At 66.2% G+C, this 15,848-nt stretch carries 10 protein-coding genes; 3 read left to right on the top strand and 7 right to left on the bottom strand.

Annotated features, from left to right (window positions below; genetic code table 11):
- Window positions 1-102: 102 nt before the first annotated feature.
- Window positions 103-2,286: a Kelch repeat-containing protein gene (locus tag F0U60_RS41355; RefSeq protein ID WP_395808230.1), complete on the top strand. Its 2,184-nt coding sequence runs from the start codon at window positions 103-105 to the stop codon at window positions 2,284-2,286.
- 104 nt (window positions 2,287-2,390) lie between these two features.
- Here F0U60_RS41355 and F0U60_RS41350 read toward each other — a convergent pair whose 3' ends face one another.
- Both F0U60_RS41350 and F0U60_RS41345 read right to left on the bottom strand, forming a co-directional pair.
- Entirely contained in the window at window positions 2,391-3,041 is a 651-nt protein-coding gene (locus F0U60_RS41350) for a hypothetical protein (RefSeq protein ID WP_395808228.1), read from the bottom strand.
- A 30-nt stretch (window positions 3,042-3,071) separates the two neighbouring features.
- On the bottom strand, window positions 3,072-6,215 hold the full coding sequence (locus F0U60_RS41345) for a carboxypeptidase regulatory-like domain-containing protein (protein ID WP_395808226.1): 3,144 nt from the start codon (window positions 6,213-6,215) through the stop codon (window positions 3,072-3,074).
- Between the two features lie 198 nt (window positions 6,216-6,413).
- Here F0U60_RS41345 and F0U60_RS41340 point away from each other — a divergent pair, with 198 nt between their 5' ends.
- Entirely contained in the window at window positions 6,414-7,349 is a 936-nt protein-coding gene (locus F0U60_RS41340; RefSeq protein WP_395808224.1) for a glutathione S-transferase family protein, read from the top strand.
- 35 nt (window positions 7,350-7,384) lie between these two features.
- Here the strand turns inward: F0U60_RS41340 and F0U60_RS41335 are convergent, their stop codons facing one another.
- From F0U60_RS41335 to F0U60_RS41325, 3 genes are read right to left on the bottom strand one after another with little or no spacing between them, the layout of a single operon-like run.
- A complete protein-coding gene (locus F0U60_RS41335) occupies window positions 7,385-8,758 on the bottom strand; it encodes an ABC transporter permease (RefSeq protein WP_395808222.1) in 1,374 nt (457 codons plus the stop codon).
- Window positions 8,755-10,191 (bottom strand): ABC transporter permease, encoded by a 1,437-nt coding sequence (locus F0U60_RS41330; RefSeq protein ID WP_395808220.1) that lies wholly within the window; start codon window positions 10,189-10,191, stop codon window positions 8,755-8,757. Before F0U60_RS41330 ends, F0U60_RS41335 begins: the two co-directional genes overlap by 4 nt.
- Window positions 10,188-10,928 carry an ABC transporter ATP-binding protein gene (locus tag F0U60_RS41325; RefSeq protein ID WP_395808218.1) on the bottom strand — a complete coding sequence of 247 codons (741 nt, stop codon included), beginning with the start codon at window positions 10,926-10,928 and terminating at the stop codon, window positions 10,188-10,190. Before F0U60_RS41325 ends, F0U60_RS41330 begins: the two co-directional genes overlap by 4 nt.
- Window positions 10,929-11,476: 548 nt before the next feature.
- Between F0U60_RS41325 and F0U60_RS41320 the strand changes: the two genes are divergently transcribed.
- Entirely contained in the window at window positions 11,477-12,565 is a 1,089-nt protein-coding gene (locus F0U60_RS41320; protein WP_395808216.1) for an Rpn family recombination-promoting nuclease/putative transposase, read from the top strand.
- Window positions 12,566-12,590: 25 nt separating this feature from the next.
- Here F0U60_RS41320 and F0U60_RS41315 read toward each other — a convergent pair whose 3' ends face one another.
- Window positions 12,591-13,673, bottom strand: coding sequence for a hypothetical protein (locus F0U60_RS41315; protein ID WP_395808214.1), 1,083 nt, complete (start codon window positions 13,671-13,673; stop codon window positions 12,591-12,593).
- On the bottom strand, window positions 13,670-15,817 hold the full coding sequence (locus tag F0U60_RS41310) for a TauD/TfdA family dioxygenase (protein WP_395808212.1): 2,148 nt from the start codon (window positions 15,815-15,817) through the stop codon (window positions 13,670-13,672). Before F0U60_RS41310 ends, F0U60_RS41315 begins: the two co-directional genes overlap by 4 nt.
- Window positions 15,818-15,848 lie beyond the last annotated feature (31 nt).

Here is a 15,848-nt window from a genome sequence, read left to right as displayed (position 1 = left end):
GCGACACTGTGTTGACACGGTATTTCCCATGAAGGTGCACCGTGCCGAAGACAGTGCGCCGCGTCGCGAGAGTCGGCTCGCGGCTTTTCCATGGGGGAGTTCGTGCAACGTCAAAGTATTTCCCTGCTGTCATCTTTGGTAGCGGGGTGGATATGGATTCTTTCGGGCTGCGGCCTGGAGCAACCTCTGGATCCACAGTCCCTGGGCTTGGCCCAGGTGGAGACCCACGTCGAGCGGACCGCGCTCTCGGGGTCCACCGAGTCCCTTCCACAGGGCTCGTGGAGTGCCATCGGGGGATTGCGCTGGGGCCGCGAGGCCGTCACGGCAACACTGCTGCCCTCGGGCAAGGTCCTGGTGATCGCCGAGTTCGCGAGCTGGGCGCGGCAAGGGCAGGCGGAGGTCTACGACCCGAGTTCAGGGCTCTCCCTCCCGACGGGCGTCATGGTGGATCTTCGCTCCTTTCACTCCGCGACCCTGTTGCCCTCGGGCAAGGTGCTGGTGGCCGGAGGCGATACGGCCTCGGCCGAGCTGTACGACCCGGAGACGGGCACGTGGAGCCCGACGGGCTCCATGTCCGAGGCGCGCTCCAAGCACACGGCGACACTGCTGCCCTCGGGCCAGGTGCTGGTGGTGGGGGGCTACTCGACGGGGCGCACGGCCCTCACCTCGGCGGAGCTGTATGACCCGGCGACGGGCACATGGAGCGCGGCGGCCTCCACGTCCATGAGTCATCACAGCCATACAGCGACGCTGCTGCCCTCGGGTCTGGTGCTGGTCGCGGGTGGAGACAGCGCGGTGACGGAGCTGTACGACCCAACGACGGACACCTGGGCGCTCACGGGCTCCCTGGGCGCGAGCCGGTCCCAGCATGCGGCGACGCTGTTGCCCTCGGGGCAGGTGGTGGTGATGGGGGGCTCTGTCAATGGGAGCGATGCGTCGACGTCGGTCGAGAAGTACGACCCGGCGACGGGCACGTGGGCCCTGACGGGTGACATGGTCGCGTTCCACACCCATGTTTCGGCCGTGCTGTTGCCATCGGGGAGGGTGCTGGTAGCGGGCGGAGGCTCGGACGTGGCGGAGCTGTATGACCCGGCGACGGAGACGTGGGCGGCCACTGCCAGCCTGCGGACGTTCCGGGAGCGCAATGTGCAGGTGCTGCTGCCCTCGGGCAAGGTGGTGCTCCTCGGAGATGCTTTCGACTATTCCTCGGAGCCAATGGAAGGCGTCGCCTACGTGGAGGTGTTTGACCCGGCGACGGAGACGTGGGCTTCCCCTGGTTTCTGGGGCAGGAGCCGCACCCTGCACACGCTGACGCTGCTGCCCTCGGGCAAGGTGCTGTCGGCAGGAGGCAGGGTGCCACGGTGGATGAGCCCGGGCCTCGTCACGGCGGATCTCTACGACCCGGTGACGAACTCCTGGTCGGCCACGGGAAACATGCTTGAGGACCGGTGGATGCACACGGCGACGGTGTTGCCCTCGGGCAAGGTTCTGGCGGTGGGGGGCGTGCGGACGACGGAGGACTCTGGAGTCTATCACTTCGACTCGCTCGATACGGCGGAGCTGTACGATCCGGCGACGGGCTCCTGGTCTCCGGCGCGCTCACTGGGGACCGCCCGAGGGGGACATACGGCGACGCTGTTGCCCTCGGGCAAGGTGTTGGTGGTGGGGGGGGCCGCGTCGGGGCTCTCGGCACTCACCTCGGCGGAGCTGTATGACCCGGCAACAGACACCTGGTCCTCGGCGGCAGCCCCGCTCGCGGCCCACGACGAACACACGGCGACGCTGCTGCCCTCGGGCAAGGTGTTGGTGGTGGGTGGAGCGGATGCGTCCTCCGGTGCGGAGCTGTACGACCCAGCGACGGACACGTGGTCCTGGACGGCGGCGCCGGCCCACCCGCGTTGGGGACACACGGCGACATTGCTCCTCTCGGGCAAGGTGTTGGTTGCAGGGGGCTCCGACACGAGCCACGCGGCGGAGTTGTATGACCCGGCGACGGGCACCTGGTCCCTGACGGGCTCTCTGCGCTACACGCGCACTTCGCACACGGCGACGCTGTTGCCCTCGGGCCACGTCCTGGTGGTAGGGGGCGTTCCGACTGTCTGGTACCAGCGGGAGGTGTTGGTGATGGCGGATCTGTATGACCCTGACACGGGCACGTGGAGCGCCGCGAAGGAAACCCAGTCTGAGCGCGGGGGACACAGGGCGACGCTGCTCCCCTCCGGGCAGGTGCTGGTCGTGGGAAGCGACACCCCAGGCTATGCCACGGGGATTCTCTACACGCCCTGAGTCTGCATGAAGGTGGGGGGCACCCCCCTCCGGGCGCGGTCTTCCGTGACTTGTCCAACTGTCGGACAGGTGCGTGAAGAACGCGCCCGGAGGTCAGAGAAGCGCTACTTCAACGACGGCGGCCGCTTCGCTGGCACGCAGCGAAGCAGGGTGGGGTGGCAGGTGACGGCGAAGTCGGGATTGATGCTGAGCTCGTTCTGGCAGACGCTGTCATCTGGCTGGTCAGCCTCATTCCCGCAGGCAACGTCTCCCGGCCACATGGCCCAGACCTCGTACTTCACGGTGCAGCCGTTTTCGGTGCGCTCGAGCTCCGCCACCATCTGCGTGCCCGGTGCCTGGGCGATGGCGAGGATCCGCACGTTGCTCCACTGGTAGGAGATGTTCGTGGCGGGCCCTTCCTTGGAGTCGGGGACGTTCTTCCTGGCGACCGCCATCTCCGAGGCGGAGCAGAAGCCCTCCTCGTCCGCTTCCCGGGCCAGCGTGCCGAGCGAATACGACGGCTGGGAGGAGTCGCGCTCGTTGAGGTTCACGAGCGACTCGGGGTTGATGGACAGCCGCTCGTCGCCCGTGCGGCTGGAGAACTTCTGGATGCCGAGCATCTCTCCCGCGATGACGGGACAGGTGGTCGGCTCCTTCGGGATGTAGACGGCGGACCAGTCCAGGCTCTGCACCGGGCAGCCGATGGGAGGCTGGGAGGAGTCACAGGCGGACAAGAGCGCCACGGCCCAGGCCAGCCCAAGAATTCGTCGAGTCATGTGTGAAAGACCTTTCCTGAGCAAGGAGGGCTAGAAGGACAACCGAGCGCCGAAGCGCAAGGAGCGCGGAGACTGGTAGGCAATGGGCTTGCCGAAGTTCTTGTTGAGACTCGCGGCGTCGATCGGCTCGCCGTCGGGACCCACCAGCTTCGCCGGCAGATCGCTCGGCTGGCCGTTCTCGATGGGGAGCACGGGCGAGAACGTGTAGTTCTGGTCGTACGCGATGGGGGCCTGGAAGTTGAACAGGTTGAAGACATCCACGCTGAACGACGCGGTGAGCTCGCGGGTCAACCGGTAGTTGAGTGCCAGGCGACCGTCGATGCGGTGGTTCCAGGGCAGGCGGCCCCCGGCTCCGCGCGGCAGGATGAAGGCCTGTCCCGCGCCATAGTCCTCGTGCGCGCCGAGATAGCTGTAGGGCGTGCCCGAGGAGCTCCGGTAGGACGCGCCGAGGTTGAGGCTCAGGTTGGAGCGCAGGACGAACTCCCTCGCGCCGAAGACCTTGAACTGGTGGGTGCGGTCGGCGGGCAGTTGCCCGGAGCGGTTGGGCAACAGGGAGACGAGGTCGAAGTCGGAGTTGATGTTGGGATCCAACTGGCCGGTGTCCGAGCGGAACAGGCCCTCGTAATTGCCGCGCAGGGTGGACCACGTGTAGCTGACCTGGGCGAGCCACTGGTCGGCGAAGTTCTTCTGGAAGAAGAGGGTGACGGCGTCATAGTCGCGCTGGGGCTTGTAGGGGGCGAAGTCCTTGGCGAACCCGAGTCCCGGGTTGCCAATGAAATAGGTGGCCCCGTTGTCACGGCTCATGTCCTCGATGGCGATGTTGAGGGAGCGCCGGGTATAGGTCGCGCCCACGCGCGCGTTGGGCAGGAGCTCGTACTCACCGCCCGCCACGAACTCGTCGGTGGACGAGGGCTGGATGGAGGGGTCCACGATGGTGGCGCCCGCGCCCACGGTCTCCCACAGGCGGTTGGCATCCAGCCCGCCGGTGAAGGGCAGCCGGGCCGCGTCGGTGTTGCAGCTTCCCTGCTGCTGAGCCGGGTCCCGGGGATCGCAGATGACGGAGCTCTTGTACGAGCGCACGCCGGGCTCGCCTGGGAACGAGCGGTCCACGAGATCCAACGGGACGTTTTCGTAATAGCGGGCGTAGTTGGCGTAGAGCTTGGATTTGCCGGACCGGGTGGGATCGACGATCACCCCCAGCCGCGGAGACCACTGGTTGGCCAACACCATGGCCAGCTTGTCGCCCCCCATGAGGTACTGGGCGTCATAACGCACGCCCACGTTGAGCGTGGCCAGGTTGTTGAACAGGCTCCAACTGTCCTGGAGGAAGCCTCCGATGGAGTTGGACGTGGACACCCGGTGCTGGGACACCTCGATGTCCTCCTCGTCCGGGCCCACCAGGTAGCCAAACTGGCGGTAGTCGTAGAAGTACGCCCCGTCCTCGGACTCGATGAGCACGGTCCTGCCGGTCGCGGCGCGGACATGGTCGTAGCGCATGAGCTCCACATCCAGGCCCGCCTTGATGACGTGCTGACCCGCGCCCTGGAGCAGCAGGGTCCCGATGAGCTTGCCCTGATAACGATCCAACCGGCTGTCATCGATACGACCAGGACCTCCCGTCAGGTAGTTGATCACGGGACAGCGGGTTCCCCCGGGTGCATTGGGCGCGAGACAGACGGAGGGATCCGGCAGGGTTTCGAACTCGGTGATGGAGTGGGGATTCGGGCGCCCATCCGTGTCGGTGCTCCGCTGCCAGGTCGTGTTGGCGATGCCCGCGAGTCCGGTGGCGCTGCCCACGGCGGAGCCGTCCGAAGGGAGCAGGGCCGAGTCCTGGTGATGCCATCCCAGGGTGGCGTTGAAGAGCAGGCGCTTGTCCAGGAAGGACGAGGACCACTTGACGCTCGTGTCGAAGGCATTGGCGATGCGCTGGGTGGCGAGGGCTCCCGTCTGACCCGAGATGCGCTCCGCCTCTGGCAGGCCGGTGCGCTCACTGATGGAGAAGCGACCCTCTCCGCCCGCGGACGAGGGCGTGCCCGTCACCGTCACGCTGACGTTGTGATCCTGGTTGAGGAGGTAGGTGAGCTTGCCGATGAACTGGAAGTTCCGCTGATCCGCGAAGTATGTCTTTTGGGTGCCCGGGATGCGCTCGGTCTGGATGAAACCCCGCTCGTCCACCCGGGGCTGACCGTTCTCGTCCAGGACCTGGGCGTTGATGTTGCGCTCCAGTTGGTAGCGGGTGAATGAGGGGGCCACGCCGGCGAAGAACCACAGCTTGTCCCGGAGGATGGGGCCGCCCACCTCGAAGCCTACGTCTGCCAGGTTCCACGGCGCCGCCCGGCCGGAGATGGTGCCCGCCTCTTGGATGATTTCGGTGCCGCTGGAGGCCAGCGCGCCCGGCGTGAAGTTGCCAAAGATCGACCCATGGAACTCATTGGAGCCTGACTTCGTCACCGCGTTGACCACGCCTCCCGTCGAGCGTCCGTACTCGGGCAGGTAGCCGCCGCTGATGACATTCACCTCGCCCATGAACTCCATGCTCAGCGGGGCGCCGTTGATGCCGAAGCCCGGGTCGTTCACCGACACGCCATCGATGATGTACTGGTTCTCTGGAGAGGTGGCGCCGCCGATGGACACACCATAGGTGTCCGCATTCGCGCCCGGAGCCAGCTCTGCCAGGGCCTCGAAGGAGCGCGTGGCCGCGCCCTTGCCGGTGGGTGAGACGACTGCAACGTTGCGCAGGAAATCCGCGCTGACGTTCACCCCGGTGGCAGCCGAGCCGATGTCGACGGTGGGCGCCTGCGCCACCACGGAGATTTCTTCTCCAAACGCCTCGGGCAGCATCTCCACATTGACGCGGACCGAGTAGTCCAGGCGGATGTTGATGCTCTCGCGTGACAGGGGCTTGTATGACTCCTTGTCGAAGCGCAGCGTGTAGACGCCGGGAGGAAGCTGGGGAATGCGGTACTGGCCCTGGCTGTCGGTGACGACTGTCTGTTCTCCCTGGAGATTTGGAGACGTTGCGGTCACCACCACGTCTGTAACCGGCTTGCGCGTGGCCGCGTCTGTCACCGTTCCGAGGATGACGGAGGTGCCCTGTGCCAGGGCGGCATGACCCACCAGGCACAGGGCGAGCGCGAGCAGGCCGGAGTGCCGGAGGTTGCTTCTTCGTGTCATGGGACGTGTTGTGCCCAGGGGGATGAAGGGGGTGGGGGAGATCTCCCCTGGGCGCTCCTCGGGTTATGGAGCAAAGCGTCATAAACCGGAAGGATCAAGAATCGTGACAAAACACCGCCGTGCCGCGGGGACCGGCGGCTGACAGGTGTGCCCGATTGCCAATCGCGGTGCTGGAGTGGCGGGCTAGAGTTTCCGCCCATGTCCCATCAACTCATCCTCCACCACTACCCGCGTTCGCCCTTCTCCGAGAAGATCCGCGCCATCCTTGGCTTCAAGGGCCTGCACTGGACCTCCGTCATCATCCCCATGATCATGCCCAAGCCGGATGTGATCGCGCTGACGGGCGGCTATCGCAAGACACCCCTGCTGCAGATCGGCGCAGACATCTACTGTGACACGGCGCTGATCGCCGACGTGCTGGAGCGGCTCGCTCCCACGCCGACGCTGTATCCCGCCGAGTCGGCGGGGGTGGCGCGCATTCAGGCGCAGTGGGCGGACTCCACGCTGTTCTGGACCGTGATCGCCTACAGCTTCCAGCCAGCGGGCGTGCAGAGCATCTTCAGCAACCTGCCGCCCGAGCAGATCAAGGCGTTCATGGCGGACCGAGCGGTCTTCGGTCGCAACGTGACACGCATGCGCGTTCCGGAAGCGGTCGGCGCACTGAGGCTGTATCTCCAACAGCTCGAGGCCCAGCTCTCGGACGGCCGCCCCTGGCTGCTCGGGAAGTCCACGAGCATCGCCGACTTCTCCGTCTACCATTGCCTCTGGTACGTCCAGGGAGCGACCGCGGTCGCGGACATCCTCGAGCCGCACCCTCGCCTGGTGGCCTGGATGGAGCGCGTTCGGGCGCTGGGCCACGGCACGTCCGAGACGATGGAGAGTGGCGCGGCCGTCGCGCTCGCCGCCGCCAGCACACCAGTGTCCACCGAAGAGGAGCCCTTCCTCGACCTGCACGGCCTCGCGCGTGGCGCGCGCGTGACGGTGGCACCGACCGACTACGGCATCGATCCGGTGGAAGGGGAGCTCGTGCTTTCGCGCCCCAATGAGCTCGCGGTCAGGCGCGTCGATGCGCGAGCGGGCGAGGTCGTCGTGCACTTCCCCCGCCTCGGCTTCCAGGTGCAGAAGGTGGAGTGAGGCGCTCATGCTCGTTCGTCCCCAAGTGGCCAGGCTCACTCCCGAGCTGCGGACGACGAGAGGGCCCGCACACCGGTGACGGCGGCGCCGGAGACGAGCGCTGCCAGCACCAGCAGCCCGAGCATCGACGAGACCGGCAGAGAGGCACTCGATGGCCTGGGCTGGTAGCGGGGCAGCTGATCGAAGTCGGCCTTCTGGAACGGCCGCTCGTGGAACATGTACGGGTAGTAGAAGCCGCGAAGCCGTGTGTGGAACTGCTCGATGCTGAGTTGGTACGCCAGATGCGCCAGCAGGTCGCTGTCCGCGGCCCGGTGGAGGATCGTCTGAACGGCGGCTACTGGCAGGAGCCAGCCGAGCCGGGCGGTCCACACCTCGCGGGCCGTCAGGCTCTGGCGGTATTCCGCGACCTCGGCTGAGACCCCGTCGTCGCCCACCTCGTGCATGGCGTAGTACCACTTCCAATGGAAGCGTCCGAGCACCGGCGGCGTGTCGCGCCACTCCGGATGCTTGACGAAGAAGGGACGGAAGGTCTCCTCCTTGGGAATGTCCCAGGCGCGGTGCACCAGCTCACGCTGCGCCAGGGTCAGGTCGACGCCCTTGGCCACGGGGATGGCTCGAGAGATCACGGCGTTGGCCAGCGCGGGCGCCAGCAGGGTCAGCACGATCCAACATCCAACCAGCGTGGCGCCGTTGGCCGCCGAGCTCCGGCCCCGAGCGGCGACAAGAAGCGCCAGCCCCAACCAGAACGCCACGTAGAGCGCCGCAGCCAGGGAGATCGCGAAGGTTCCCACCACTGAGGCTCTGGCGATCACGGCGCCGAGCACAAGCGGTGCAAGCAGGGCACCCAGGACCAGCAGATAGCGCAGGGTGCTGCGACGCACCCACACCCCGCGACCGGACGCCGGCAAGGAGACGAGCAGCCGGAGCCGTCCAGCCTCACGTTCGCCCGACACCAGGTCGTGCATCAGCGCGATGATGACCAGCGGAGCCAGGTAGATCAGCACGAAGGCGAAGTCGAAGGCGCCTGGAAGCGCGAGCTCCGGGTTCAGGGTCTCGGACTCGTAGAGCTGCGATTGCAGGCCCAGCAGTCGTACCCGCAGGACATAGGGCTGCACATCCCGCTGGCCGAGTGCCGCGAAGGCCAGGGGCGAGGGTGGGTCCGTGGTGAGGTGGAAGGTGTAGTAGGCGGCGTTACCCGCATTTCCGTCGGGCTTGCCATAGTCCTTCACCACCGAGGCCAGGTCCTGCTGCTGGGCGGCTTCCACCCGCTCAATGACAGCCTTCTGCCGAGCGGTCGCCGCGAGGCCGGCCGCCACCGCCAGGGAGGTCAGGACGAGGAGCAGCAGGAGCGCGCCTGCGCTCAACGGTGCCCGGAACAGCAATCTGAAATCCGCTTTCCAAGCGCTCATCGTGCGGCCTCCCCCAAACGACGGGCAGCCAGGCCGCAACCTACGAGCAAGGCCGCCAGCCAGCAGACCAGAATCACCAGGTTGGCCCAGATCCGGTCGCCTGCGAGCTGGAGCACGTTCGGCTCCCGATAGGTAAAGCTCGGCAGCGTCTTCCAATGATCGGCGGATATCCGGGGGTCCGCTCCGGCGTTCCGGTTCGGGATCTTCGTCACCTGCATGAGGTTCAGTTCCTGGACAAAGCGGTAGCGGTGCTGTTCCACCTGCTCGAGGAAGTCCTGGTGGCTCTCCGTGTCGGTGGCGGCCAGGCTCATGGAGAGCTGGCGCACGGCGATGAGCGGGCTGACGATCCCAAACTGGCGCACGAGCCGGTTCTGCTCGGCCTCTCTTGCGAAGGCTTCCTGCGCGTAGCGATCGAACAGCCCACTGGTCAGGCGCTCTCCTTCCATTCCGACCAGCCCCGCCCACTGGACCGGCAGGTCCTCGACCTTCTCGACGCCGTACTTTGCGAGGGTCTTCGCCTTGAACTCGTAGAAGTAGGGGTCGTCTGGATTGTGGCTGTCGCCGATCTGCTTGAGCTCATGATGGACCGCCACATCCGTCTCGATGCGCGTCGGCGTTGGGAGCCGCGCTACCGCGAGCTCGGGCAGGATCCGAGGAGCGAGGATGACCACGCCCATCCAAGCCGCGACCAGGACGATCAGCGAGTCCCGGGCGCGCCGCACCAGCAGCGAAACGAGCAGGGCCGCGACCGCCCAGATGGACAGGTAGATGAGATAGCCGGACACCATCAGCAGGCTTGGGACTGGCGGCGCCCAGCCGGCGAGCGCCGAGGCTGCCAACACCAGGAGCGCCGGCGCGGCGACCGCGGCCACCACGCCGACATAGGCCGACAGCTTGCCCGCGGCGAGCTCAGATGGCCGCAACCCCTGGGCCAGGAGCAGCCGCAGGGTTCCCTGCTCACGCTCCCGCGCGACGGCGCCGAAGGCGAGGAAGACGATGAGCAGCGGGGCCAAGGTCTGCAGCACGAAGGCCGGTGTCAGTTGGCCGAACCGCAGCAGCAGCGAGGATTGCCGCGCCTCGCTGAAGTTGGCGCTGTTCTGCCTGTGTCCTTCGAGGAACACCGTGTTGCCGGTGAAGCCGTCCACCCCCGGATCAAAGAAGGCCAGCGCCGAGATCGGCCGGAAGACGAATTGTCCATAGTGCACCATCCGATGCGGATGGCGGTCCGGCTGGGCGTCGAAGGCCTCGTCCGCTGTGGCCTGGTAGCGGGCCCTGGCTGCCTCCGTGGCGTTGCGCTGCTCCATCCCCAGGACGGCAGAGGTCACGAGCAGGGCCGCGAGTGTGAGACTGGCAATCATCGCCACCCGGTTTCGTACCAGCGCCCGCCACTCCTCGGCGGCGACTCTCAGCACCGTCGTGCTTCGGAGGCTCATGCTGCCTCTCCTGCTTGCGCGTAGCGCTGATGCAGGGCTCTGACATCGAACCGCTCTGCGCCGGTGGCGGCCAGCTCCTCCTCGAGTCGGCCCTGCGCCAGGAAGCCGATTCGGTCAGCGATCTCGGCAGCGCTCAGGAGGTCGTGCGTCACCATCAGGGTGGCGACGCCGCGCGAGCGGGCGGTGTCCAGCAGTCGGTTGAAGTCGCCGGTTGCTCGCGGGTCCAGGCCGGAGGTCGGTTCGTCCAGCAGAAGCACCGGCACGCGCCGAGCGATGGCGAGCGCGATCGCCACCTTCTGGCGCATGCCTTTCGAAAACCCGCCCACGCGCTTTCCCCACGCTTCGCGCGCCAGTCCGACCGCCTCCAGCGCTTCATCGATGTGCGCCGGTGACCGTTGCTCGCTTCCCGCGATGGTCAGGAAGTAGTCGATGTTCTCCCGCGCGCTGAGGTGCTCGTAGAGCGCCACATTCTCGGGGACATAGGCCAGCCGCGAGCGCGCGACCCGGGGGTCAACCGACACGTCGTGGCCACAGACTCGGGCCAGCCCCGCCGTCGGGCGCACCAGGCCCAGGAAGATGCTGAGCGTCGTCGACTTGCCCGCGCCGTTGCCGCCGAGCAGGGCATAGATCTGGCCGGGCTTTACGGTGAAGTTCAGTCCTCGAAGGACGGTCTTCGACCCATAGCGATGCTCAAGCCCGATGGCCTCCAAGGCGCCGGTGCTTACAACGTCGGACATGCTTCCCTCGCTCCGAATGAACGGCGACAGCTTGCAATGCTCCACCGTCTCGATACGGGAGCTATATGCAACTCAGTAGCAATATCAAGCCTGTTGTTAATGCCGGGTACGCGTTCACGCGAATGGGGATGAAATCCCTTATCGAGCGGATGAAGTCTCTTATCGAGCTGCGGCGCTGGGAGCGATGTTTGACTGAGGGTGCGGCTTCCTGCACCTCGAGCTCATGAGGTGGGTGGGCTCACACCGAGCGTCCGGACATGTCAGGCCCGCCCAGCGCTCACCGAAAGGTAGGGCCGCTATGCTCTCTCGACGCGAACACATCACGGTGGCCAACGCCTCGCGGCTGACGCAGGTGAGGCCGGGGAAGGTGTCAGACGATTTGTTCGGACGATTTGTACGACTCGGGGGGGGGGCCAGCGGAGGGCCCTTCCCCAGAGCGGAGTGCGGCGTCTCGCTGACGGGACGAAGGTGGCGGAAGCGGACGTACACGGCTTACTGGTTCCCTGCATGGTGCGACTGGCCCGCTCCGTGCTGGGGCGCCGTGCGCCATGCCCGGACCTCATGACCTCTTCGCCCGGTATACCTTTGGCCGCCCCGAGCGGGCGGAGGCCGAGCTGCGTGCCGTCCTGCCCGCCCATGTTGTCTCCGAGGTGGACTGGTCGAGTCTGCGCCTGGAGCCCAGCAGTGTGGTGGACCCAGAGCTGCGGGAGACCGAGAGCGATCTGCTCTTCTCTGCCCGCCTGCGTACGGGCCGCTCGCTGCTGCTTTACGTGCTGCTGGAGCACCAGTCCACTGTGGACAGGTGGATGGCGCTGCGCATGCTGCGCTACGTGGTTCGCCAGGTGGAGCGCTGGCGCCAGGAGCACCCGGAGCGCTCACTGTTGCCGGTCATCATCCCGCTGGTGATGTACCACGGGCCGGAGGGAGCCTGGACTGCGCCGCGGCGGGTGCAGGACCTGTTCGAACTGCCTGGGGAAATAGAGGAGGAGCGGAAGCGCTGGCGAGCGCTGGTGCCGAGCTTCGAATACCTGCTCGATGACCTGACGGCCGAGCGAGAAGAGGCGCTGAAAGCAAGGCCTGGCCCTCCGCTAGCCCGGCTGGCGTGGTTGGTGCTGCGCTATGGGCGTACCGAGGAACTGGCGCGGAAGCTGCCGGAGTGGGTGAGCCTCTTCGCCCAAGTGCAGGCGGCTCCGGAGGGAACCGAACACCTGGTGGTGGTCATTCGTTACCTGTTGTGGACTGGGGACGAGGCCGTCCACGACGCCACGGGGCAGGTGCTACATTCAGTCCTGGATGAGCAACGAGCGGAGGAGTTGATGCGGAGCTATGGCGAGGAACTCATCGAGCGGGGACGCCAGCAGGGCCTGGCGCAGGGGCTGGAGAAGGGGCTGGAGAAGGGGCTGGCGCGAGGCAGGGAAGAGGGTCTGGCACGGGGGCTGAGCCGAGGACGTGCCGAGGACATCCTGCGGATTCTCGCCATACGGGGGGTTCACGTGGACGAAGGGGCCCGGCAGCGCATCCTCGACTGCACCGACATGGACATGCTCAACAGCTGGTTCGACCGGGCCCTCCAGGCCACGACCCTCTCCGAGGTGCTGGACGGCGGGGCACACGCGTCTCGGCAGAAGGACTCGTAGGGCTTACTGCAACAGCGAGCGCGCGTCAGTCATAGCAGCCGATGACCTGCGAGTTGGGGACCCAGTCACCACACAGCTCGCGGGTCGAGTGAAACACGAGTTTTTGCAGCACTCCCGACTCGACTGCGTCACGGTGCGCGACGTAGCTCGAGCCTTCGAGGGTGACCTCGATGCGACCGCGTCGATAGCGCTCGTTGTAGTAGTAGTAGCCCGAGGTCACTCCTTCGAGCGTCCATCCCGCGCGCGTGTGGCCACGGTCATCGAGGATCGCATCCATCAGTGCGCGCATGGGGGCTCGGTGGGTTGCGATCCACCGTGTCTCACGGTTTTCGCGGTAGATGTCGCCGAGGACGCTGAGCTCGCGAAACACAACGTGCTCGACGCCGAGCGCTTCAGCCTCGTCCAGATAGCGCTCGACGTGATCGATCGTAGCGACGCCCTGAGTATTGAGGATGCACACGAGCTTCACCCGCACGCCTTCACGTTGCACACGCCGAACGGTCTCGCTGAATACTTCGCTGCGACGGATCGGCTGTGCGAGGCCGAAGCGCATGATGCGTTGGTTGAGCTTCTCGTCGAAGTGAGCCCGGGAAACCTCGGCGCGATCGAAGCGAGCGCGGGCGAGCGCTGTCACCAAGCGCTCGTCGGTCGCGAGCCCCGAGCCGTTGCTGTAGAGCACGCGCTCTGCAAAAAGCGCGCTGTGCGCGTCGAGCAGCGAGAGCAGGCGCAGGAGCCACTCGGGCTCGGAGGTTGCTTCGAGTCCGCTGAGGCTGAGCCCCATCTCGAAGCCACGAAGCTCGCTCCACGCGCGATCGAGCGCCGCGAAATAGCGATCGTAGTCGGTGATCGGCGTGTGTGCGGAGAGTCGCGTCGCGTCGATGCGCGCGAGCTCTTCGGAGCAGAACGCGCAGTGCGCGTTGCAGCGTGTGGGGTTGGCGTACGGCGTGAACGTGAGGCCTGGCCGAAGGAGCCAGCGGCGGCCGAGAAGGATGCGCTCGACAGGGGCGCGCGGGGTGAAGGTGTGCCAGCGTCCGTCCCGAAATTCACTGGGGTGGGTGATGCTCGAGGCGTGGCGGAACTGGTTCGGGCTGAAGCGCTCGGAGCTCATCGGATGTGCTGGTTCAAGACCGTGTGGGCCATGGCGACGCCGAGTGTTCGCGGAGGGGTGAAGGCTTCGCGCGAGTGTCCGTAGCGGATGTTGTCGCAGAGCAGAATGTCGCCTGCTTCGTAGTGAAGGCCCTCGCGTGTCGCGAGAAACGCGCTGAGCAGGAGGTCGACTTCGTCGTCGTCGAGCTCGCGGCCGTTTCCGAGGGGATAGCGTCGGTGTCCGTTGACGATCGACGGGGGATCGAGCGCGATTCGCGGAAAGAACATCGTCTCGCGCCCGCTCGATGGATCCACGTAGAAGCCCGGAACACGAACGCGTGTCATCAAGGTGAAGCAGGGCTCACGTGAGGGGGTGGGCTCTTCGCGCCACCAGCACTCGTCGAATTGCAGCGTCGAGGCTCGACAGCGTGCTTCGGCTTCGTCGCGTGAGTGGGTCTCGAAGCGGTCTTGCCACGAGCGAAAGAAGTTCTTGTGCTTCTCGGGGTGTCGCTCGTCGACGAAGCCCATCTCGATGAGCATTCCGTGTTCGCGCAGGGCGCGGAGCAGGGCTTCTCCCTTGGGGCCTCGCGAGCGAATCCAGCGCTCCATCCCATCGGCTTCGTGCACGAACGTACGTCCTCCCTGCGCGATGGGGCACGCGCTGGCGGAGAAGAAGAGCAGGCTCGCAGGCATGTGCCGCTGGTAGAGCACTTCGTTGTGCGGGAGCAGCCAGAGGTGGGCGGGGTACTCGTCGGTGGCGCGGAGCTCGCGCGAGAGGGCTTTTCGCGTGGTGCGGCCGCTGTTCATTCCTCCCCAGGCGAAGCTCGAGTTCTGGCCGAAGCCGAGGGGCTCGAGAATGCTCCCGCCGAGCTGTCCGGGTTCGCTGAACGAGAGCCCGGTGTTGCGGATATGCAGCGCTCCGTGGCGGGCGAATTCGCGACGAATGGCTTCGAACGTCCTCGCGTTGAGCGCTCCCTCGGCATCGAACGTACGTACGCTGAACAGCTCGTCGCACCGCACGAACGCGGGGGCGATGGCGTATCGCTGGGACGGGTCCGAGGCGGTATTGGCGAAGCGCGCAAGAGAGGGAATGGGCTTTGCTTGCGCCTCTTCTCTCTGCCGTCGCGCCTGCTTGGTGCGGTCATCCCAGAGCTCGCCGCCCATGGCGACGTAGACCTCTCTGTCGCCCTCGAAGCTCTCACGCGAGTGTCCGTAGCGGAGGTTGTCGAAGAGGACGAGATCCCCGGGGCTCCAGTGAATCCCCTCGCGAGAGGCGAGGTACGCCGTGATAAGAGCCTCGCGCTCATCGCCGCTGAGCTCTTCGCCGTTGCTGAGCGTGAAGCGTCGATACCCGTTCTTCGCGCTCGGCGGATCCATCGCGATGCGTGGAAAACGCAGGTACCTCCGCCCATCGCTTGGATCGGACCAGAACGCACTGATCGTGATGCGAGTCATCAGCGTGGGGTGCGCGCGCTCGCTCGGGTCGTCGCGAAACCAGCACTCGTCGTACTCGAGCGTCTTCGCTCGTGCGCGCACGAGCACTTCGTCAGGGGAGTCGGTGCCGAAGCGCTCTTGCCACGATTGAAAATAGTTGGCGCTTTTCAGTGGGTGAGCGCGATGGAGAAAGCCTGTCTCGATCACCAGACCGAAGCGCTCGAGCTTGTCGATAAGGGCTCGTCCTGCGCGGCTCGTCTCGCGGAGCAGAGGGACAATGGCGTCTGCGCGGTGGACGAAGGTGCGACCACCCTTCGAGGGGGCTCGATGGCAGTAGAACAGCACGCGACGTGGTGAGCAGCGCTGGTACTGCACCTCGTTGTTGGGCAGCAGGTAGAGCTCGGGCGGATAGAAATCCATCCGTCGAAGGCCGGGTTCAACCCACTTCTTCTGCCACGATTCGCTGGTGCGACCGCCCGCGGTGAACTGCTCGTGCGGAGCAAAGCCGAGTTCACACATCGCACGGAGGGTGTCGTTGACGCCGCGGAGTCCTGTGCGACGAACGTGTACTGCGCCAAACTGCTCGAGCGTCTCACGGATCGATGCGAGCTTGCCGGCATCGAGCACTTCGTGGGCATCGAACGTCCTGGCGCTGAAGCGCTCGGGGTGCATCGCCGCGGAGCGAGCGCGCCATTTCTCCCATGAATCGTCCACGACGATGATGTTTAGCACATGACACGACACTTGGTGGGGGCCGGGGGCA

This window comes from Archangium minus (genome assembly GCF_044360475.1).
In the GTDB taxonomy this organism is placed as follows: Bacteria; Myxococcota; Myxococcia; order Myxococcales; family Myxococcaceae; genus Archangium; species Archangium minus.
Note: the sequence above shows the minus strand (reverse complement) of the source record. Positions and strands in the feature narration are given on the sequence as shown.

Bases quoted from the DNA above. Each gene is read 5' to 3' on its own strand.
- F0U60_RS41335 (WP_395808222.1), bottom strand. From the start codon at position 8,758: ATGAGCGCTTGGAAAGCGGATTTCAGATTGCTGTTCCGGGCACCGTTG.
- F0U60_RS41350 (WP_395808228.1), bottom strand. From the start codon at position 3,041: ATGACTCGACGAATTCTTGGGCTGGCCTGGGCCGTGGCGCTCTTGTCC.
- F0U60_RS41340 (WP_395808224.1), top strand. From the start codon at position 6,414: ATGTCCCATCAACTCATCCTCCACCACTACCCGCGTTCGCCCTTCTCC.
- F0U60_RS41330 (WP_395808220.1), bottom strand. From the start codon at position 10,191: ATGAGCCTCCGAAGCACGACGGTGCTGAGAGTCGCCGCCGAGGAGTGG.
- F0U60_RS41325 (WP_395808218.1), bottom strand. From the start codon at position 10,928: ATGTCCGACGTTGTAAGCACCGGCGCCTTGGAGGCCATCGGGCTTGAG.
- F0U60_RS41320 (WP_395808216.1), top strand. From the start codon at position 11,477: ATGCCCGGACCTCATGACCTCTTCGCCCGGTATACCTTTGGCCGCCCC.
- F0U60_RS41315 (WP_395808214.1), bottom strand. From the start codon at position 13,673: ATGAGCTCCGAGCGCTTCAGCCCGAACCAGTTCCGCCACGCCTCGAGC.
- F0U60_RS41345 (WP_395808226.1), bottom strand. From the start codon at position 6,215: ATGACACGAAGAAGCAACCTCCGGCACTCCGGCCTGCTCGCGCTCGCC.